The 21373-nt window shown below is 67.3% G+C and carries 16 protein-coding genes; 2 read left to right on the top strand and 14 right to left on the bottom strand.

Annotated features, from left to right (window positions below):
* Positions 1–2 precede the first annotated feature (2 nt).
* Genes ACTHQV_RS10045 through ACTHQV_RS10055 form a run of 3 tightly spaced genes read right to left on the bottom strand, consistent with a single transcriptional unit; the run spans position 3 to position 2381 of the window.
* Positions 3–1343 carry a HAMP domain-containing sensor histidine kinase gene (locus tag ACTHQV_RS10045; protein ID WP_440490033.1) on the bottom strand — a complete coding sequence of 447 codons (1341 nt, stop codon included), beginning with the start codon at positions 1341–1343 and terminating at the stop codon, positions 3–5.
* 2 nt (positions 1344–1345) lie between these two features.
* Entirely contained in the window at positions 1346–2029 is a 684-nt protein-coding gene (locus tag ACTHQV_RS10050) for a winged helix-turn-helix domain-containing protein (RefSeq protein ID WP_440490035.1), read from the bottom strand.
* Positions 2001–2381: a hypothetical protein gene (locus tag ACTHQV_RS10055; protein WP_440490036.1), complete on the bottom strand. Its 381-nt coding sequence runs from the start codon at positions 2379–2381 to the stop codon at positions 2001–2003. Before ACTHQV_RS10055 ends, ACTHQV_RS10050 begins: the two co-directional genes overlap by 29 nt.
* Positions 2382–2497: 116 nt before the next feature.
* Here ACTHQV_RS10055 and ACTHQV_RS10060 point away from each other — a divergent pair, with 116 nt between their 5' ends.
* A complete protein-coding gene (locus ACTHQV_RS10060) occupies positions 2498–3535 on the top strand; it encodes a LacI family DNA-binding transcriptional regulator (protein ID WP_440490038.1) in 1038 nt (345 codons plus the stop codon).
* Here the strand turns inward: ACTHQV_RS10060 and ACTHQV_RS10065 are convergent.
* On the bottom strand, positions 3532–6630 hold the full coding sequence (locus tag ACTHQV_RS10065) for a PAS domain-containing protein (protein WP_440490039.1): 3099 nt from the start codon (positions 6628–6630) through the stop codon (positions 3532–3534). The two genes, ACTHQV_RS10060 and ACTHQV_RS10065, sit on opposite strands and share 4 nt — an antisense overlap.
* A gap of 49 nt (positions 6631–6679) precedes the next feature.
* Entirely contained in the window at positions 6680–10051 is a 3372-nt protein-coding gene (locus ACTHQV_RS10070) for a glycosyltransferase (protein ID WP_440490041.1), read from the bottom strand.
* A 269-nt stretch (positions 10052–10320) separates the two neighbouring features.
* Here ACTHQV_RS10070 and ACTHQV_RS10075 point away from each other — a divergent pair, with 269 nt between their 5' ends.
* Positions 10321–12612, top strand: a complete 2292-nt coding sequence (locus tag ACTHQV_RS10075; protein WP_440490043.1) for a beta-glucosidase family protein — start codon at positions 10321–10323, stop codon at positions 12610–12612.
* 111 nt (positions 12613–12723) lie between these two features.
* Here ACTHQV_RS10075 and rpmE read toward each other — a convergent pair whose 3' ends face one another.
* From rpmE to frr, 9 genes are all read right to left on the bottom strand, one after another.
* Positions 12724–12954, bottom strand: coding sequence for a 50S ribosomal protein L31 (gene rpmE, locus ACTHQV_RS10080; RefSeq protein ID WP_440490045.1), 231 nt, complete (start codon positions 12952–12954; stop codon positions 12724–12726).
* 96 nt (positions 12955–13050) lie between these two features.
* Complete coding sequence (gene fabZ / locus ACTHQV_RS10085; protein WP_066689860.1) at positions 13051–13521, bottom strand: 3-hydroxyacyl-ACP dehydratase FabZ; 471 nt, start codon at positions 13519–13521, stop codon at positions 13051–13053.
* Between the two features lie 2 nt (positions 13522–13523).
* Positions 13524–14141: an OmpH family outer membrane protein gene (locus ACTHQV_RS10090; protein WP_440490047.1), complete on the bottom strand. Its 618-nt coding sequence runs from the start codon at positions 14139–14141 to the stop codon at positions 13524–13526.
* The gene (gene bamA / locus ACTHQV_RS10095; protein ID WP_440490048.1) at positions 14141–16906 is read right to left on the bottom strand and encodes an outer membrane protein assembly factor BamA; all 2766 of its coding nucleotides are present in this window, start codon (positions 16904–16906) and stop codon (positions 14141–14143) included. Before bamA ends, ACTHQV_RS10090 begins: the two co-directional genes overlap by 1 nt.
* 61 nt (positions 16907–16967) lie before the next feature.
* A complete protein-coding gene (locus ACTHQV_RS10100; RefSeq protein ID WP_440490049.1) occupies positions 16968–18101 on the bottom strand; it encodes a M50 family metallopeptidase in 1134 nt (377 codons plus the stop codon).
* Entirely contained in the window at positions 18098–19255 is a 1158-nt protein-coding gene (locus ACTHQV_RS10105; RefSeq protein WP_440490050.1) for a 1-deoxy-D-xylulose-5-phosphate reductoisomerase, read from the bottom strand. The genes ACTHQV_RS10100 and ACTHQV_RS10105 overlap by 4 nt, the downstream gene beginning before the upstream one ends.
* The gene (locus ACTHQV_RS10110) at positions 19252–20055 is read right to left on the bottom strand and encodes a phosphatidate cytidylyltransferase (protein ID WP_440490051.1); all 804 of its coding nucleotides are present in this window, start codon (positions 20053–20055) and stop codon (positions 19252–19254) included. Before ACTHQV_RS10110 ends, ACTHQV_RS10105 begins: the two co-directional genes overlap by 4 nt.
* A complete protein-coding gene (locus ACTHQV_RS10115; protein ID WP_440490399.1) occupies positions 20052–20759 on the bottom strand; it encodes an isoprenyl transferase in 708 nt (235 codons plus the stop codon). The genes ACTHQV_RS10110 and ACTHQV_RS10115 overlap by 4 nt, the downstream gene beginning before the upstream one ends.
* A 53-nt stretch (positions 20760–20812) precedes the next feature.
* Complete coding sequence (gene frr, locus ACTHQV_RS10120; RefSeq protein WP_440490053.1) at positions 20813–21370, bottom strand: ribosome recycling factor; 558 nt, start codon at positions 21368–21370, stop codon at positions 20813–20815.
* Positions 21371–21373 lie beyond the last annotated feature (3 nt).

Consider the following 21373-nt stretch of genomic DNA (forward strand, 5'->3'; position numbering starts at 1 on the left):
GATCAGCGCGGAAAGGTCATGCAGACGATCAGGCCAGGTTGGTTGTCAGCCAGATCGATCGTCCCACCATGCAGCCGAGCGACCGCCGCGACCAGCGACAGGCCCAGCCCGGCACCGCTTTCGTGCCGTGACGGATCGAGACGGCCAAAGCGTTGCAGCGCGGCGGCGCGGCGGTCGGGCGGGATGCCGGGGCCATCGTCGCGGACGACGATCGCCACGCTGCCGCCATTGGCCTCGACCGACAGGCGGATGGTTCCGGCACCATATTTCAATGCGTTGTCGATCAGGTTTGACACCGCCTGTCCGATCATTTCCCGGTGGACGGCGACCGTTACCGGCGCCGACGGCGTGACGGCGATGGTCATTCCGCGATCCTCGGCCAGCGGTTCGAACAGGTCGGCGATGTCGGCCACCAGCTCCGTCAGATCGACCGGCGTAAAGGCGTCGCGGCCGATCCCGGCCTCGGCACGGGTGATGCGCAGCGCCGTGTCGAGCATGCCGAGCAGCCGCTCGCCCTCCTCCATCGCGCGCAATACCGCAACCCGTCCCTCCTCGCTGTCGGCGGCCGCAAGCGCGCGTTCGAGCGTCGCGCGGAGCCGGGTCAGCGGCGAGCGCAGGTCGTGCGCCAGCGCATCGGTCGCCATCTTCAATTCGCCTACCAGCATTGCGATCCGGTCGAGCATCGCGTTGACCGACCGGCCGAGATCCTCGAACGCATCGCGACCGCCGGCCAGTGCGACACGTCGGTCGAGATCGCCCGCGGTGACCGCCGCGACGGTATCGACAGTGCGCCACAGACGCCGCGCGATTATCCGCGCGGCGACCCATCCGGCAAGGGCGGCAAGCAGCAGCGCGACGATCATCGCCGCGATCATCGCCATCTCCATCGCGCCGACGAACGCCCGCTCGCCCTCGATCACATGCCCGGTCAGCAGCCGGGTACCGTCGGGCAGGACCGTGCCGATCACCCGCATCGATTCGGGCCGGTCGCGGCGGACACGGAACAGTTCGATCGTGGCGGGCGCGCCGGGATCGACATTGGGCGGCCATGCGCCGACATTCCCGGCCAGCGGCGTGCCGTCGCGGGTGGTCACCAGCACCACCGAGAGCGGCCGGTCGCTCCGGTCGAGCCGCATCTCCGCCGCCGCGCGCAATCCGACAACGCCGCGTGCCGCCCAAGCCTCCAGGAGGGTCGCGCGCAGGTGGTGCGCTTCGTCGGTCGCGCTGGCAGTCAGGCGGTTCTCGGTAATGGTCCGCACGCTCAGCAGCGTCACCGCCGCGCCGGCAAGTTGCAACGCAAAGACCAGCGCGGCAAAGCGCAGCGTCGCCGACCGGGGTAACAACCTCAGGACTCAAGCCCCAGCTTGTAGCCCGACCCGCGCACCGTATGGAGCAGCCGGCGCGGCTCGCCATCGTCGATCTTGCGGCGCAGGCGGCTGATATGCACGTCGGTCACGTTGCTGCCCGGATCGAAATGATAGTCCCATACCCCTTCGAGCAGCATGGTGCGCGTCACCACCTGTCCGGCGTGGCGCAGCAGATATTCGAGCAGGCGGAACTCGCGCGGTTGCAGGTCGATGACCCGCGTGCCACGCCGTACCCGCCGCGCGAGCAGGTCCATCTCGAGATCGTCGCAGGTCAGTACCGTGTCCACCGCCGGTCCGCCGGCGGGCTGTCGCCGGGTCAGCAGCCGCACCCGCGCGAGCAATTCGGCAAAGACGAACGGCTTGGTCAGATAGTCGTCGGCGCCCTGGGTCAGCCCCGCCACCCGGTCGTCGGGCGCTCCCATCGCCGAGAGGATCAGCACCGGCGTCGCCACTCCCGCCGCGCGCATCGCCGCGATGGTCGCCATGCCGTCCATCTGCGGAAGCATCCGGTCCATGACGATACAGTCGTATTCGCCGTCGATGGCATGGAACAGCCCGTCGCGGCCATTGGCGGCGCGATCGACGACGAAGCCGGCTTCGGTCAGCCCCTTGCCGATATAGGCTGCGGTTTCTTCATCGTCCTCGACGATCAGGATCTTCACGTGACGCCACCTCCGCCGGCCGCAATATCAGCGAGTGGGCGCCGACGTCACCCCTTGCCGCGACATGCAGCAGTACGGGACCATCGCCGATGCCGGGCGAGTGGCCGCCAATGCCGTCGATCACGTCGCCGACGTGCAGGCCCGATCGGGCCGCAATACCGCCGGTGCGCAGGCTGGTCACGACCCATGCACCCGATCCGTCGGAGGGGGCCAGCGTCGCGCCGTCCGCAGTGATCGCGTCCGCTGGGGAACCGACGCCGCACCAGCCCGCCGCGAGCAACGCGGTCGCGACCAATCCGCCGAGCAGCGTGGCGCGGGCCAAACCGAAACGGGGTGCGTCGTCCACCGGCATCTGCGACTCCTCGTCCCCATCCTGCCCGAAACCACCCGCACGGACGATGGGCGGTGGATGACGGTACGGTCATGTTGCGATTGACACGGGCGCGGCGGCGTGGCGGTGATGCGGATATGCAACCAGCTCGATCGCGTCCGCCGCGACGCATCACCATCGTCGACGTCGCGCGCCATGCAGCCGTTTCGACCAAGACCGTCTCGCGCGTGTTGAACGGCGAGCCGCACGTCACCGATGCGGTGCGCGACCGGGTGCGCGAAGCGGTCCGCACGCTCGACTACCATCCCAATATCATGGCACAGGGTCTGGCGCGGCAGCGGTCGCACCTGATCGGGCTGGTCTATGAAAACCCTTCGCCCAGCTATGTCGTCGACCTGCAGATGGGCGTGCTCGACCGGCTGCGCGGCGAACGCTACCGGCTGGTCGTGCTGCCGGTGCGATCGGTCAACGACCATGCCGACGAGGTCGTCGGACTGCTACGATCGGCGGCGGTCGACGGCGTCGTGCTGGCCCCGCCGGCGTCGGACAGCCGCCGCATCCTCGACGAACTGACCGCGATCGGCATGCCCTTCGCCCGGATCGCCCCGACCCGCTGGCCCGAGCTGACACCAGGGGTGGTCGTCGACGATATCGTCGCCGCCTGCGAAGTCGCCGCCCTTGTCCTGAACCAGGGGCACAAGCGGATCGGCATCATCAAGGGCGACCCGACCCACGCCGCCGCCGAGGCGCGCATGACCGGCTATGCGCAGGCGTTCGCGGCGGCGGGACGCTCGATCGACGACGATCTGGTGCTCGACGGGCTTTTCACTTTCGATTCGGGCTTCGCCGCGGCGCAGGCGTTGCTGGCGCGTCGCGACCGGCCAACCGCGATCCTCGCGCAGAATGACGATATGGCGGTCGGCGCGCTGATGGCCGCGCGCGATGCGAGGATCGACGTGCCGGGCGACCTGTCGATCGTCGGCTTCGACGATTCGGAAATCGCGCGCATCACTTGGCCGCGCATCACGACCATGCGCCAGCCGGTCTTCGACATGGCGGTCAGCGCGACGACGCTGCTGCTCGACCAGCTGGGCGGCGGGCAGGTCCCGGCCAGTGTCGAACACGAACACCGACTGATCGAACGCGACTCGGTCGCGGTGGCGCCGGCCGGCTAGGCGTCGGGCTTCTCGACCACCGCCCGCGCCACATCGCCCTTCCGCACCGCCGCCAGCAACGCGCCGCCGGAATAGGGTTTGGCAAGGACGATCGCATCGGCTTCGTCGGCGACCGCGCCCGGATCGCCGGTCGCGAACACCACCAGCGCGTCGGGTCGCAGCGCGCGGGCCCGCTGCGCCAGCTCGCGCCCCGATGCGCCGGGCAGGTTGACGTCGGTGATGAGGACGTCGACGGGCGCGGTCTGCAACGCGGTGATCGCCTCCTCGGCACTCGCCGCCTCCAGCACGACGAAGCCCGCCTCCTCCAGCATTTCCGCGCTGTTGATGCGGATCAGCCCGTCATCCTCGACCAGCAGGATCGTGCGCCGCAGCGTCGGCGGCGTCGTGATCGCGACCGGCCGGCTGCCAGGCGACGGTGGTGTGGCGAGGTTGCGCTGCTGCTGGTTCGACAGGACGTGGCGGATCTTTCGCGCCAGCGCCTCGCGCGTATAGGGTTTGGACAGCAGGTCGACGCCCTTGTCGAGCCGCCCGCCGTGCACGATCGAATTCTCGGTATAGCCGCTGGTGAACAGCACCGCGATGCCGGGCAGCCGTTCGCGCGCCTTGCGGGCCATTTCGGGGCTTTTGAGCGCGCCCGGCATCACCACGTCGGTGAACAGCAGGTCGATCGGCACCCCGCTCTCGATCACCGCCAGCCCGCTGGCGGCGTCCGATGCCTTGAGCACGCGATAGCCAAGGTCGCCGAGCATCTCGACCACCGTCGCGCGCACTTCCTCGTCATCCTCGACGACCAACACCGTCTCGCTGCCGCCGCGCACCGGGCCGGTATCAACCAGCACCTCGACATCCTCGGACTGCATCGCGCGCGGCAGGTACAGCTTGATCGACGTGCCGTGGCCGACTTCCGAATAGATTTTGACGTGGCCGCCCGACTGTTTGACGAAGCCATAGACCATCGACAGTCCCAGCCCCGACCCCTTGCCCTCGGGCTTGGTCGAAAAGAACGGCTCGAACACCCGTTCGACGACGTCGGGCGACATGCCGCTGCCGGTGTCGGTCACCGCCAGCATGACATATTGCCCCGGCACGACCTCTTCATGGGTGCGGGCATAGGCGTCGTCGAGATGGGCGTTGGCAAGTTCGATGGTCAGCTTGCCACGCCCCTCCATCGCGTCGCGGGCGTTGATGGCGAGGTTGAGCAGCGCATTCTCGATCTGGCCCGGATCGATGAAGGTATTCCAAAGCCCACCGGCAAAGACCGTCTCGATCTCGATCGCCTCACCGATCGCACGGCGCAGCATGTCGTCCATGCCCCGGACGAAGCGGGTGACGTTTACGACCTTCGGCTCCAGCGCCTGCCGCCGCCCGAACGCCAGCAACTGGCTGGCCAGTCGCGCGCCGCGCGACACGCCGGCCATCGCATTCTCGACGCGCCGCTCGGCCTTGGCATGGCCCACCACGTCGCGGGCGAGCAGTTGCAGATTGCCGCCAATGACTTGCAGCAAATTGTTGAAATCGTGCGCGACCCCGCCGGTCAGCTTGCCGACGGTCTCCATCTTCTGCGCCTGTGCCAGTTGTGCCTCGGCCTGTCTCCGCTCCGCGATCTCCGCGATCACCCGGCTCTCGAGCGTCTCGTTCAGGCTGCGGAGCTGTTCCTCGGCGCGCTCACGGTGCCGGACCTGCCGGGCGAGGCTGTCGGCCTGTTCGCGCAGCGCCGCCTCCGCTGCGCGCCGGTGCGAGATGTCGGTATGGACCCCGACCCATTCGGTTATCTCCCCCGCCCCGTCGAGGATCGGCAGCGCGCGGATGGCGAAGGTGCGCCATTCGCCGTCGCGCCGCCGGACGCGGTGTTCGTGGACAAACATACTGCGCGCGGCGACCGCGACGTTCCATGCGTCGATCGATCCTTGCGCGTCCTCGGGATGAACCGCCGAAGCCCAGCCGAATCCCTGATATTCCTCGACCGACTGCCCGGTCAGTGCCGCCCAGCCTGGCTGTTCGCCGACCATCCGCCCTTCGGCGCTGTTGGTCCACAACACGCCGTGCACCGCCTGCATCGCCGTGCGGAAACGGGCGTTGCTCGCCTTGATCTCGGCGGCGTCGCGGGCGCGTTCGGTAATGTCGATACCAAGGATATAGGCGCCGACCGTCGTGCCGCTATCGTCCTGATGCGGAACATAGCGGATTTCGACCGCGCGCGGCCCCAGCGCCTGATGCTGCAAGACCGTCTCGCCGGTGATCCATTCGCCGTTCAACGCTGCCTCGATATCGGGCTGCCGGTCGCGATACATGTCCTCGCCGATCACATCGCGGATATGGCGCCCGACCATCGCATCGGGCTCGCCACCGAACCAGCTTTGATATTTGGCGTTGGTGAAGCGATAGCGGTGGCTGCGGTCGATATAGGAGACCAGCATCGGCACCGCATCGGCGATGCGGCGCAGTTCCGCCTCGCTCGCCGCCAGCCGCGCTTCGATCGCCTTGCGCCCGCTATTGTCGATGACCGTGCACAGCACGCCGCCAGCCACCCCGCGCCCGTCAACGACCGGCGTATAATAGAGGTCGAGGATTAGCGTTTCCGACCCATGGGCACGTGAAAAGACGGTTGGCCGATCCCGGAACGATTGGCGTTGTCCGCGCAACGCCGCCGGCAGGACGGCACGGTGGTGGTCCCACAGGTCGGGAAACGCCTGTTCGACCGGGGTGCCGAACACCTCTGGATGGCGGTCGCCGACGATCGCGCGATAGGCGTCGTTGTAAAACAGGATATGGTCCGGGCCCCACATCAGCATCTTGGCGACCGGCGAGTTGACGATGTTGGCGATCGTCGCGCGCATTTCGGGCGGCCAATCGGCCGGCGCACCGATCGGCGAATCCGCCCAGCTTCGCGTCTGGATCAGCGCGGCGCATTCGCCGTCCGCCGCCGGCCAGTCCGCCGCCACCGTGCCGCGTGCCGCCGAACCGTTGCGCAGCGCGCGCAGGCCTGCCCGGACGACTTCGCTGGCATTGGCATAGTCGCCGCCCGCCACGGCATCGGCGATGAACGCCTTGAGCTCGGGGGTCAGCGATACGTTGCTGGTATGTCGTCCGGTCATCGCGAACATCTCATGCAACCCGCAATTTGTGTCAACAAGTGCCACAGCTTCATGCGGCAGCGGCGACCTCGGGTGCGGCAGACGGAGTTGCGCGCTCGCCGATCGACGTGACGACGGACGCGTTGTCGGGTGCGGTCACGCTCCCGCTGCGCTCCAGCTTGCCCCATCCGACCTTCGGTCCGGTCATCGCCGCCGCCAGCGCACGCAGCACGACGGCATAGAGCAGTTGCCGATAGCCGAAACGCTGCGCCAGCATCCGTAGCGCCGGCAGGCGCTCTCCCCGACCCTCCAGCCGATAGGCGACAAAGCCGCACGCCAGATCGATCGCAGTGAACGCTGCCCAGTAAAGCGCGACCCAGCCGACATCGCCGCCTGCCGCGTCCCAGCCGCGATCGGCGATCCGCCACGCGGTGGTACCGATACTGGCGACCAGCGCTAGGTCGATCAGCGGCGCGGCGAGCGTGAACAGCAGCTGGAACACCAGTGCCTGCGGCAGTCCCAGCATCGCCAGCCCGCGCGGCCGCCCCCGGCCGATGATCGCGCGATGCTTCCACAGGCATTGCAGCGTGCCATACGCCCAGCGATAGCGCTGCCGGAACAGCGCCCGCGCCGTCTCGGGTGCCTCGGTCCATGCGATCGCCTCCATGTCGCACGCGACGCGCCAGCCGGCACGCTGGATGGCGATAGTCAGGTCCTGATCCTCGGCCAGCGTGTCGTCGGGATAGCCGCCGACCGCATCGAGCGCAGCACGCCGCCACGCTCCGACCGCACCGGGCACCACCGTCACGGCGCTCAGCGCGTGGAGCGCACGCCGCTCGAGATTCTGGGCGGTGATATATTCGAGCGCCTGCCAGCGTGTGATGAGGTTCACGAGGTTGCCGACCTTCGCATTGCCCGCGACCGCGCCGATCGCGGGATCGGCGAACCAGCGCAGCAGCTTGGCGATGGTGTCGGGTTCGAACTGGGTATCGGCATCGAGCGCGACGACCACGTCGCCCTTGGCCAGCTGCAACGCGGCGTTGAGCGCGCGCGCCTTGCCGCCATTTTCCAGCGTCAGCAGCCGGACGCGCGGATCGATGCCGAACGCCGCCTGCACGATATCGGACGTCCCGTCGGTCGATCCGTCGTCGATCACGATCACGTCGATCCGCACGCCGACGCTCCCGAGAATGCGCCTGACCGATGCCTCGATCACGCGCGCTTCGTTGAAGGCGGGGATCAGGACCGAGACCGAGGTCGGGACCTGATGCGGCGCGGCCGGCGGCGGCCCGCCCCGGCGCGCGGCCAGCAGCGCCAACCCGGCCAGCGTCACCGATCGGGCGATGCCGATCGCGATCACCAACAGGAACGCGGTCATCAGCAGGTCGCGGGTCAGGCTGACCCCGCCGAACAGCCCGCGCGCGCTTGCCGCCTCGCTCGCCTGCGCACCGTTCAGCACCGGCATCACCTGATCGCGCGATAGCCCCGCCAGCCGTGACACCCCGACGATTTCATAGCCGCGCGCGCGCAAGCCCCGGATGATGCCGGGCAGCGCGGCCAGCGTGCGACTGCGATCGCCGCCCGAATCGTGGAGCAGGACGATCTGGGTCGGGCGATCGGGCGTGCCGGCCTCTACCTCCGCGATCGTGCGGGCGACGATCTGCTGCGGCGACGGGGTCTGCCAGTCGTGCGGATCGACGTTCAGACCGACCGTCAGATAGCCGAGTTCGGCCCCCACCCGCGTCGCATGCAGTTCGTCGCCGCGATCGGGATCGGCATCGCCCAGGAACGGCGGGCGGAACAGCCGCATCGCGCGCCCGGTATAGGCCTCGACCAGCCGTTCGGTCGCGGTCAGTTCCAGCCGGATAGCCTCCGGCGAGCGGTGCGACAGGTTCGCGTGCGAGGTGCTGTGGTTGCCCAGTTCGCTGCCCTCGTCGACGATCCGCCGCAGGATCGGGCCCTGCCCCAGCACATTGGCCCCGGTGACGAAGAAGGTTGCGGGTGCACCTTCGCGCTTCAGCACGTCGAGGATCTTCGGCGTCCAGACCGGGTCGGGCCCGTCGTCGAAGGTCAGCGCGACCATGTGCCGCTGCGCGCCGGTGCGCTGGACGATATCGGGTCCGGGCAGGCGATCGACCTGCGCGGCGCGGACTAGGCCGCTGCCGTCCTGCTGCAACGATCTTTGCCCGGCGGTCGCACCGGCATCCAGCCGCAGGACTTCGCCCTGTCCTAGCAACGTCACGCCCGCCGGTTGCGGCAGCGTGCCGGTTCCGCTGGCCGAACCGGTGCGCGCGACGGTCCAGAAATGCGGGTCCTCGCTGCCCATCCGCCACAGCGCCACGGCGTTGGCGCCCGCGGCCGATGCGGCGCGCAGCTGGTTCGCGGCGGTGACCGCGTCCAGCAGCCATACCTGATGGTCGCGCCCCTCCTGGCGATAGGCGAAATGCCAGTTGCCGCTGGCCGGGTCGAATTGCGGGACGGTCCCCGCCTGTCGCGCGAGGTTCCATGCATCGCCGACGCGCAGCGGCACGGTCGTTCGCCCGGTCCAGTCGTAACCGTAATTGCCGAGCGCAACGATCGCACCGGGACCGGCGCTGCGCAGCGCGTCGGCCACGACCTGCGCGAACCACGGCTGCGATGCGATCGGCCCTGCTTCACCGCCCATCCAATGCTCGTCATAGGCCATCAGCACCAGCCGATCGACGACCCTCGCATAGCTGGCGAGGTCCCATTCTGGATCGGCGACCGGCGTGGCGATCATCACCTGCCATTGGCGGCGGGCGAAGCGGGTGCGCAATTCGGACAGGAAGCGGCGATAATCGGCGTGCGCAGTCGCGGGCAGGCTTTCGAGGTCGAGCATGACCCCGGCGCCCTGCTCCGCCGTCACCATCGCCTCAATCTGTGCGACAAACCGGCGGCGCGCCGTTGCATCGGCCAGCAGTGCGGCGGTGCCGGTGCCGTCCCAGCTGCCGTCCTCGCGCGCGTTCTGCACCATCGGGATCAGCGCGGGCGGACGCTTTGCCTGTCGCAGCACCCGGTGGAGATAGTCGTCGCTTTCATAGGCGAAGCGATGATCGCGCCCCGAGACCGAGGCGATGCCCGGCGCCAGCCAGTCGACCTCATCGACATGCGCCACCAGCGACTGCCGCGACGCCGCGTCCCACGGCATGTAGAAGCCGAGCACCGGCAGATGGCGTGCCGGGGCCTTCGCCTGTCCGGCGGGCAGCCACGGACCGGGAACGGTCTGCACGGGCGCGGCGGCGATGGCGCGCGGGCGCGCGGCATCCTCGGGCAGGGTCAGCGCCCCCCGCTGCGGCGTCCGCGTCAGCGCCGACACGACCAGCGCGACGATCCCCAGCAGCGCGACGGCCAGCATGGCCGCGCCCCACCGCACCCACCGGGCACGCCGCCCGCTGGCATCGTAGAAGATGGGATGTGTCACGCCGCCCCCTGAAAAGTGGTAGCAAGCGCATAGGCATCGAAACCGAAAATGCGGTTAACTACGGACATATTGACTATTCGCCGCCGCGACCGCGATACGAACAGTCATCGGCAACGATTGATTTCGACGATCTGACAACGCTATCAGAGGCGTTGGAATTGCGACGTCGATCCGGCGCGCAACTGCGGGGGAGGGATATGCGCCGCATCGTGCCACGCCATCATCGTTCCCCGCGCCTGTCCGCCCCCCACCCGCGAAAGACCCTATCGATGTCCGCATCCCATCGCATCGCCGCGCTGCTCGGCGGCACGTTGCTCGCCACCGCCCCGGCGCTCGCGCAGACGACCAACAACGCCCCGCAGGCCGCCACCCGCCCCACCGATGGCCCGCAGGCGCGGCCGTGGATGGACCGGTCGCTCGACGCCGATGCCCGCACCGAACTGGTGCTGAAGGAAATGACGCTCGACGAGAAGCTCCAGCTGACCTTCGGCTATTTCTCGACCAAGGCCGATTGGCAGCGCACTGCGACCAAGAATTACGAGATGCCGAAGGACGGCCTGCCCGATTCGGCGGGCTTCATCCCCGGCATTCCCCGGCTGGGCATCCCCAACCAGTGGCAGACCGATGCCGGCCTCGGCGTCGCGACCCAGCGCTCGCCGACCCCGCGGCTGCGCACCTCGCTGCCATCGGGCATCGCCACCGCCGCGACGTGGAACCCGCAGGTCGCACAGGCCGGCGGCGCGATGATCGGGCGCGAGGCATATCTGTCGGGCTTCAATGTGCAGCTGGCCGGCGGCATGAACCTGATGCGCGAACCGCGTAACGGCCGGAACTTCGAATATGGCGGCGAAGACCCGCTGCTCGCCGGCATCATCACCGGCCACGAGATTAAGGGCATCCAGTCGCAGAACGTCGTCTCGACGATGAAGCATTATGCCTTCAACGGACAGGAGACCAATCGCTTCAACATCGACCACCGCATCGACGAGGCGGCGGCGCGCCAGTCGGACCTGCTCGCCTTCGAATTCGCGATCGAAGCGGGCGATCCGGGGTCGGTGATGTGCGCGTACAACCGCGTCAACGGCTTCTATGCGTGCGAGAATGACTGGCTGCTCAACCGCACCTTGAAGAAGGACTGGGGATATAAGGGCTATGTGATGTCGGACTGGGGCGCGACCCATTCGACGACACAAGCCGCCAATGCCGGGCTGGACCAGCAATCGGGCTGGGCGTTCGATCGCTCGCCCTATTTCGCCGATGCCCTGCGCGAGGCGGTGAACAACGGCTATGTCCCCGAAGCGCGCGCGACCGACATGGCGCGGCGCATCCTGTGGGCGATGTTCCGGAACGGGTTGTTCGATACACCGGTCGCGGGCGACCGCGCGACGACGATCGACTATGCCGCGCATGCCGCCGTCACCCGCGCCGATGCCGAGGAAGGCATCGTCCTACTGAAGAACAGCGCGGGACTGCTGCCGCTGGCATCGACGGCCAAATCGATCCTGCTGATCGGCGCCCATGCCGATGTCGGCGTGCTGTCGGGCGGCGGGTCGAGCCAAGTCTATCCGCATGGCGGCCCGGCCAACGGCCTTGCCGTCGCCGACGAATATCCCGGCGGCTTTCCGGGGCCGAAGCTCTACCACCCGTCCTCGCCGATGAAGGCGTTGCAGGCACGGACGAAGGCACAGGTCACCTATCTCGACGGCAAGGACGTGAAGGCAGCCGCTGCCGCGGCGCGCAAGGCCGATGCAGTGATCGTGTTCGGCGAACAATGGACCGGTGAATCGATCGATGCGCCCAATCTGAACCTGCCCGACAATCAGGACGCGCTGATCGACGCGGTCGCGCGCGCCAATCGCCGGACGGTGGTCGTGCTCGAAACCGGCGGCCCGGTGCTGATGCCGTGGCTGGGCAAGGTCGGCGCGGTGCTGGAGGCGTGGTATCCGGGCACGTCCGGTGGCGAGGCGATCGCACGGGTGTTGACCGGCGAGGTCAATCCGTCGGGCCACCTGCCCGCGACCTTCCCGGCCTCGCTCGCGCAACTGCCGCGCCCGGTGATCGAGGGCAATCCGAAGCTCGACCGCGATTCGCATCCGATGAGCAATTACAATATCGAAGGGGCTGCGGTCGGCTATAAGTGGTTCGACAAGACCGACGCCAAACCGCTGTTCCCGTTCGGATACGGTCTGTCTTATACCATCTTCACCCTTGGTGGCCTAACCGCCCAACCGACCGGCAAGGGCGTGCAGGCGCGCTTCACCATCACCAATAGCGGGAAGGTCCGCGGCAAGGGGTTGGCGCAACTCTATGTCGCAGGCAGCGGCTGGGAAGCGCCCAAGCGGCTCGGCGGGTTCGCCAAGGTCGACCTCGCGCCGGGCGAAACGCGGACCATGGAGGTGACCGTCGATCCGCGCCTGCTAGCGACGTTCGACAGCCAGACGCGCGGCTGGAAGATCGCGGGCGGGACCTATCAGCTGCTGCTGGCCAACAGCGCGACCGACATCGTCGCGCGGACGAGTGTGCGGGTGGCACCGGCAACGCTCGACAATCGCGGCAAATAAGCAGTCGATCGGCGGAGGCGCGCGCCGCCTCCGCCACAAGAAAAAAGGGCCGCGGTAGCAAACGCCACCGCGGCCCTTTTACGACGTGCTCGGCGCCGTGGCGCCCGCCGCTTACTTCTTGCCGAGCGAGAGACCGCCGAAACGCTTGTTGAAGCGTGCGACCTGACCACCCGAATCCAGCATCTGGCCACGGCCGCCGGTCCATGCCGGGTGCGCCAGCGGGTCGATGTCCAGCTGCATCGTGTCGCCTTCCTTGCCCCAGGTGGAGCGGGTTTCGAACACGGTGCCGTCGGTCATCTGGACCTTGATCGTGTGGTAGTCGGGGTGGGTGTCTTTCTTCATCGGTCGTCTCCACGAACGGCTGGTTCCGACCAGCCTGGAAATTGGAAGGCGCGCCCGTACACGGACGCGGCCATAATAGCAATGATCGTCGCCGATTTACGCCTTGGGCGGATCGGCGATCATCGCGGTGAATTCGCACTCGGCGGCCAGTTCGCCGTCGATGCGCGCCTTGCCCGCGAACTTGCAGACACGCGCGCGCTTCTGCACGAATTCGGCCTCCAGCGTCAGCAGCACGCCCGGTTCGACCGGCTTGCGGAACTTCACGCCGTCGATCGACATGAAATAGACCAGCTTGCCCGACCCGGCGAGGCCGAGGCTCTCGACCGCGAGGATGCCGGCCGCCTGGGCCAACGCCTCGACGATCAGCACGCCCGGCATGATCGGACGACCGGGAAAATGCCCCTGGAAGAAGCCTTCGTTGATCGTCACCGCCTTGATCGCGGTGATCGACCGGTCGGGGATCAGTTCCGCGACACGGTCGACCAGCAACATGGGATAGCGATGCGGGATCGCCGCCATCACACGCGTGATGTCGAGCGGTCCGATCGAGGTCGCCTCCCCTTCCATGATCAGCGGCCTGCCGGAGCCGGACGCGCGCCGGCGGCGGGCGCGGTGGCGGACGGAGCAGCCTGTGCCGGTGCGGTCACGCTGACGCTCGGCAGCGCTGCGTTGAGCGCGGTCAGCACCGCATCGGTGATTTCGGTGGCCGGTGCGTTGTAGAAGCTGTTGCCCTTATCCACCGCCAGCGTGGCGCCACGCTGCTGCGCGATCTGGGTAATGATCGGGCCAAGGCGGGTGCCGATCTGTTCACGGACATAGGCGATGTTGCGTTGGACCTGCTGTTCCTGCGCACCAACTTCCTGCTGGGCACGCTGCTGGTTCTGCTCGAACGTGCGGATGCGCGTCTGAAGTGCCGCATCCGGGTTACCCTTGGCCGCCGTGACAGCTGCCTGGAGCGCTTGCGCTTCGGTCTGGAGCGGCTGCCCCCGCTGCGTGGCCAGCGCCTGCAGCTGCTGGCGCTGTGCCTGCAACTGGGTGGTCGCCGCCTTGCACGCGGTGCAGTCGCGGAAGATCCGCTCCGAATCGACGACCGCGATCTTCGCGTCGGGTAGCGCCTGCGCGAAAGCCGGGGCGGTCGGTGCGGCGAAAACGAATGCGGCGACAGCCGCCTTGGTGAAGCTACGCATCAGAATTGAGTTCCTACGTTGAAAGTGATGAGTTTCTTGTCGTCGCCCGGCTGGCTCAGCAGCGCCTTGGCCAGATCGATCCGCAGCGGTCCGAACGGCGAGTTCCAGTTCACGCCGATACCGATCGACAGGCGCGGGCGGGCCGAATCGCCCAGGAACTGTTCGAGGAAGGGCTGGGTGGTGTTGATCGCGACGGTGTTTGGCTCGCCGCCGACGCAGGTGCCGCCGATGGTCGACGAATAGCCGACCGCGCAGGTCGTCTGCCGGATCGCCGGGGCGCCCGAACCGTCGGTGAACTGGTTGTTATAGACCTGCAACCCGCCGGTCGTCGTAATCGGCGAGCTGAACGGCAGCAGCGAGGGCGACCCGTCCTTGTTGAACTGCAACGTCCCGTCGGCATTGCGCGCCTGCTCGAACGCCAGCGTCGGGCGCGGCCGGGTGACGCCGAACAGCGCACCCGCCTGCACAAAGATCGACGGCCGCAGCCCGAGCTCGGCAATGCCCGAGCCCAAGGGCGGTTCGAGCTCGATCTTGCCGAGATAATAGGCCTTGCCGCCCAGCGGATCGTTCAGCACCTGTTCGCGCGCGGTAACCAGCGCCTGATCGCCGCCCGCGACCGAACCGGTATATTGCTGGCGCTGGATGCGGGGCCCCACGCCGCGAATGTCGAAGCCGCGGAACTGCGGTTCGCCCAGGTAGAAGCGATCGACGATGCGGACCGGATCGATCCCCTCGCCCGCGCTCTTCTGCAGCGCGTGGATATAGCCGCCCTCGACCCCGGCCGACAGGATGAAGCCGCCGACATTCCAGTATTTGTCGAAATCGCCGCGAACACGTGCGAACCGGACGTCACCGCCCAGACCAGCGAAATCGAGGCCGGTTACCAACCGCTGCCCACGCGACGGGCGCAGGCGGTTGTTGAGATTGTCGAAGATTAGGTTCGCGCCGACCATGCTGGTCAGCCGGTTGCCGATCGAGTCGCACAGATAGCGCCCGGCCTTCAGCGGGTCGCAGACGCCATTGGTGAAATAGGTGCCTTCGTCCAGCCCGACATTGTCCTGGCTCAGCTGATAGCGGCCCGACAGCGTCCAGAATTCGGTCAGCGGCACGCTCGCCACGATCTGACCACCGGTCGAAATCTGCGAATACAGCGAGTTGCGACCGGTGCCGAGGAAGTTGAACGAATTGAAGTCGCGGCGGAAGATCGTTCCACCCAGCGCGATGTTCTTGTCGAACAGATAGGGTTCAGTGAAGCCGAGTTCGACCGACTTCTGATAGGTCGAATAGTTGACCGACGCCTGAAGGTCCTGTCCCTTGCCGCGGAAATTCCGCTGCCGGATCGACGCCTGGATGATGAAGCGTTCGAGACTGGAGAAACCCGCCGACAGCGTCAGTTCGCCGGTCGACTTCTCCTCGACGTTCGCGCCCAGCACGATGCGGTCGGGCGCCGACCCTTCGGTCCGCTCGATCTCGAACTTGTCCTGGAAATAGCCGAGCGAGTTGATGCGGTCCTGCGAACGCTTGATGAGGAAGGCGTTGAACGCATCGCCCTCCGCCACACGGAATTCGCGGCGGATGACGCGGTCCTGCGTCTGCGTGTTGCCGGTGATGTTGATCTTTTCGACATAGGTGCGATTCGCTTCGTTCAGGACGAAGGTGATCGACATCGTATGCTTTTCGCGATCCGGCACATAATCCGGGCGAACGTCGGTGAACGCATAGCCGAACAGGCCGGCATATTCGCTCAGCTGATCGATCGTATCCTCGACCTGCTTGGCGTTGTACCAGTCGCCCTTCTTCATCGGCAGCGTCTTGGTCAACGCGGCATTGTCGAAGTCGCGGATCGCGCTCTCGACCTTCACCTCGTCGAATTTGTAGCGCGGACCTTCCTCCACCACATAGGTGATGATGAAGTCTTCCTTATCCGGCGTCAGTTCGGCGACGGCCGAGATGACGCGGAAATCTGCATAGCCTTCGGTCAGGTAGAATTGGCGCAGCTTCTGCTGGTCATAGGCCAGCCGGTCCTGGTCGTAGCTCGTGTTCGAGCTGAAGATGCGCCACGGCCGTGATTCCTTGGTCGCCATCTCGCTGCGCAACTGGCTGTCGCTGAACACCTCGTTGCCGAGGATGTTGATCTGGCGGACCTTGGACTTGGCGCCTTCGCTGATCTCGAAGATCACATCGACCCGGTTCTGGTCGAGCATGACCATCTTCGGCTCGACATTCGCGGCGAAGCGGCCCTGGCGGCGATACAGTTCGATGATGCGCGCGACGTCGGCGCGGACGGCGGTGCGGGTGAAGATCTGCCGCGGGGCGAGCTTGATCTCCTTAGTGATCTTGTCGTCCTTCAACCGCTTGTTGCCCTCCAGCACGACGCGGTTGATGATCGGATTCTCGCGGACGCGGACGACGATATCACCGGTTTCGACACCCTCGATCGTGACGTCGGCGAGCAGATCGGACGCGAGCAGGTCCTTGATCGCCTGATCGAGGGTTTCGGCGGTGTAGGGGATGCCGATGCGCAACTTGGTATAGGAGAGCACCGTATCAGGTTCGATGCGCTGCGATCCCTCGACGCGGAGCGAGCGGATGGTGCGGACCGGCGCGGTGGGAGCGGCCGGAGCCTGTGCGGCGGGGGGGCGCACCGCCGGCGCGGCAGCGGCGGGGGCGCGCTGCGCCTGCGCAAAGGCCGTGCTCGAGAGCATCGTGCCCGCGAGCAACGCGACACCGCGCACGCCGTGAATCGAAAACTTGCTTAGCGTCACCAAACCCACCCCAACCGGAGGAACTTTCATCACAGGACGTGCGCGCCCTGCCCTAACCACGTCAGCCGATCAAGCCGGCCAGCCCCTGCCACACGCCGAACGCCCCCAGATCGTTCACCGTGACGAAGATCATCAATGCCAGCAACAGCGCCAATCCACCGCGAAACGCCCATTCCATCGTCTGCGGACGGACCGGCCCGCGCTTCACCGCCTCGATCGCGTAGAACAACAGGTGCCCGCCATCCAGCATTGGAACTGGCAACAAGTTGATGAATCCGAGATTAATCGAAACGAACGCCACGAACGTCACCAATGCCGGCCAGCCAAGCGAGAATTGCTCGCCCGACGCCTTGGCAATGCGCAGCGGCCCGCCCATTTCCTCGACCGATCGCCGGCCGGTGATGATCTGGCCCAACCCGTCGACCGTGCCGCGCAGGATCGTGCCGACCATGCGAATCCCCTCGCCCGGCGCCTGCCAGATGGGAACCGATACGAAGACCGGGGCGCCGCGTTCGATGCCGAAGCGGCCGATCTGCGCCTCGTTGCCGAACCGGTCGCGCTGCCGCACCGCGCCGATCGTCGCCTCGGTCTCACGCGGGGCATCGTTGCGCAGATAATCGACGCGGACCCGCTCGTTAGGCCGCAGGACGGTGTAGAAGGACAGGTCGGCAAAGGTATCGATGGCGCGGCCGCCCATCGCGATGATCCGGTCGCCCGCCTGCAGTCCGGCGCGCTCGGCAGCGCTGCCCTCGACCACCCGGCCGATCGTCGCCGGGGTACGATCGACGCCATAGGCCGCGGCGAACCCGCCGAGGATCAGGACCGCCAGCAACAGGTTCACCGCCGGCCCGGCCGCGACGATGATCGCGCGCTGCCATACCGGCTTGGCCTGGAAGGTCCGCGCGCGTTCGGCAGCGGGCAGTTGCAGCCATTCGGCATCGGGCTGCGACGCCGGGTTCATGTCGCCGGCAAAGCGGACATAGCCGCCCAAGGGCAGCCACCCGAATTTCCAGCGGGTACCCTGCCGATCGGTGAAGCCCGCGATTTCCTTGCCGAAACCGACCGCGAACGCATCGACCTTCACGCCGAACCAGCGTCCCGCCGCATAGTGGCCGAGTTCGTGCAGGAACACGAGCGGCCCCAGCACCAGCAGGAACGCGACGACGGTAATCAGCAACCCAGGGGATTCGATCAAGCCGCGCAATCCTTCACACGCTCCCGCGCCAATGCCCGCGCTTCGGCATCGATCGCCAGCACGGCGTCGAGCGTCTGCGGCCCTGCTGGGTCGAAGCGCTGCAAGACATCACCGACGATTGCGGCAATTTCGAGGAAACCGATCCGCCGGTCGAGAAACGCGGCGACCGCGACCTCGTTGGCGGCATTCAGGATCGCCGGCCGTCCGCCGCCCGCCGACAGCGCCGCACGGGCCAGCGCCAGCGCCGGGAAGCGCTCCATATCGGGCGCTTCGAAATCGAGCCGGCCGATCCGTGCCAGATCGAGACGTTCGCACGGCGTCTCCATCCGGTCCGGCCATGCCAGCGCATGCGCGATCGGCACCCGCATGTCGGGCGATCCGAGCTGCGCCAGTGTCGACCCGTCGACATATTCGACCATCGAATGAATGACCGACTGGCGATGGACCAGTACGTCCAATTGCTCGGGCGTGACCGGGAACAGGTGATAGGCCTCGATCAGTTCTAGCCCCTTGTTCATCATCGTCGCCGAATCGACCGAAATCTTGGCGCCCATCGACCAGTTGGGATGGGCCACCGCCTGTTCGGGCGTTATGCTCTGCATTTCCGCCAGCGAGCGTTCGCGGAACGGCCCGCCGCTGGCAGTGAGGATGATGCGGCGAATGCGCTCGGGCGGGCAATCGTCGAGGCACTGGAACACGGCATTATGTTCGCTGTCGACCGGCAGCAGCGTCGTGCCGGCGCGGGTCGCCGCCGCCATCATTACCTCGCCCGCCGACACCAACGCTTCCTTGTTGGCGAGTGCCACCGCGCCGCCCCGGGCCAGCGCCGCCATGACCGGCTTCAACCCGGCGGTGCCGACGATCGCCGCCATCGTCCAGTCGACGGGCCGGGCCGCGGCATCGATCACCGCCTGCTCGCCCCCCGCCGCCTCGATCCCACTGTCGCCCAGCGCGTCGCGAAGTGCCGGCAGGCAGGCTTCGTCACCGACCACCGCCAGCTTCGCGCCGACCCTGCGCGCCGCCGCCGCCAGCTTGCCGACGTCGCGATGCGCGGTCAGCGCCTCGACCTCGAACTCGCCGGGCGCGCGCTCGATCAGGTCGAGCGTCGACGTGCCGACCGATCCGGTCGCCCCCAAAATGCTAACGCGCTTCATGCCAGATATAGTCCCGCCAACAGCATCAGCGCCGCCGCCGGCGCGACCGGCACCAGTCCGTCGAGCCGGTCCATCACTCCGCCGTGCCCCGGCAGGACGTTGCCCGAATCCTTGACCCCGGCGGCACGCTTCAGCTGGCTCTCATACAAATCGCCCGCCTGTGCCAGCACCGCGAGCAACGGCGTCGCCAGCACCAGATGCAGCGGCAGCCCGGCATATTGCAGCACGCCACCCAGGACCGACGCGGCGATGACCCCGCCGATCAGCCCAGCCCAGGTCTTGTTGGGGCTGATCGTCGGGGCGAGCTTCGGTCCGCCGATCGTCCGTCCGGCGAAATACGCGCCGATGTCGCAGGCCCAGACCAGCGCCATCGCCCAGAAGGCGAGCAGCAATCCGTCGGGCCGATCGCGCAGGAACACGACCGCCAGCGCCGGAAACCCGCAATACAGCAGGCCCCGCGCCAGCTTCGGCAGGCCGGTGGTGATGACGATGAAGAATGCCGCGCCGATGATGAGCCCGAACGCCAGGAATCCCGCCCCCGCCGCCAGCGGCGACAGGATCGCCAGCGGCACGGTCAGCGCCAGTTGCGTCAGTCGCTTATGCTCGCGCGAGACTTTGTGGAGATCGGCCCATTCGGCCATCATGAACAGCGTGCCGAGCGCGACCAGCAGCCAGAAGGCGAAGCCGCCGAACCACAGGGCGGTCGCGGCGACGGCGATCATGCCGACGCTGGCGAACGTGCGGGTGGCGAGGTCGGACTTGCGGCGCGCTGCTGGATCGGTGACGGGTTCGGGCGTCACAAGCCCCCGAACCGGCGCTGTCGCCGGCCATAGGCGGCGATCGCATCCGCCAGCGCAGCACCGTCGAAATCGGGCCACAGCGTGTCGACGAACAGCAATTCGGCGTAGGCCGCCTGCCACAACAGGAAGTTCGACAGCCGCTGTTCGCCCGACGTCCGGATCATCAGGTCGAGCGGCGGCAGGTCGTGGGTATCGAGTTCGCGGTCGATCGCCGCCTCGTCGATCGCCGACACCGGCATGCCCGCCGCGACCCGCTCGGCAAGGCGACGCGCGGCAGCGACCAGTTCGGCCTGCGCGCCATAGTTCAGCGCGATCGCGAGGATCGGACCGGTATTGGTCGCGGTCCGCGCGACGGCGTTTTCGATCAGCTTGACCAGATCGGGCTGCAGCGCCTGATAATTTCCGAGAATTCTAAGCCGCACGCCTTCGCTATGCAGTTCGTCGATCTCGCTCTTCAGGAAATGGCGGAGCAACCCCATCAGATCGCCGATCTCCTGTTCGGGACGCCGCCAATTCTCCGAGGAGAAGGCGTAGAGCGTCAGCGCCTCGACGCCCTGTTCGCGTGCCGCTCGCGCAATGCGCCGCACCGCCTCCACGCCCTGCCGATGGCCGGCGATCCGCGGCAGGCGCCGGGCCTTCGCCCAGCGACCATTGCCGTCCATGATGATCGCGACATGGCGGGGGATCGGCGTGGAATGGGGCAGCCCCGGCGCCGCGCGATCGTCCGCCGGAACCGAAGCGCGAGCGGCGAACGACGTCACTTGCCGAGGATTTCCTTTTCCTTGGCATCGGCCGCGGCATCGATATCGGCGATGGTCGCGTCGGTAAGCTTCTGGACCTCGGTCTCGAGCCGCTTGCGCTCGTCTTCCGAATACACGCCCTTCTTCTCGTCGGTCTTCAGGCTTTCCATGCCGTCGCGACGAACGTTGCGCACCGCGATGCGCGCCGATTCAGCGTATTTGCCCGCGAGCTTCGCCAGTTCCTTGCGACGTTCCTCGGTCAGGTCGGGGATCGGCAGGCGCAGCGTCTGGCCATCGACGATCGGGTTCAGGCCGAGGCCTGCCGACCGGATCGCCTTATCGGCCGGCCCGACGTTCGACTTGTCCCACACCTGTACCGACAACATGCGCGGTTCGGGGGCGGAAACGGTCGCGACCTGGTTGAGCGGCATGTGCGCGCCATAAACTTCGACCATGACCGGATCGAGCAGCGACACCGCCGCGCGTCCGGTGCGAAGGCCACCCAGATCGCCCTTCAGCGATTCGACCGCGCCGGCCATGCGGCGTTCCAGATCGGCCTTGTTATATGCGGCCATAAC

Origin of the sequence: Sphingomonas sp. SAFR-052, assembly GCF_051965015.1 — a bacterium.
Taxonomy (GTDB): Bacteria; Pseudomonadota; Alphaproteobacteria; order Sphingomonadales; family Sphingomonadaceae; genus Sphingomonas.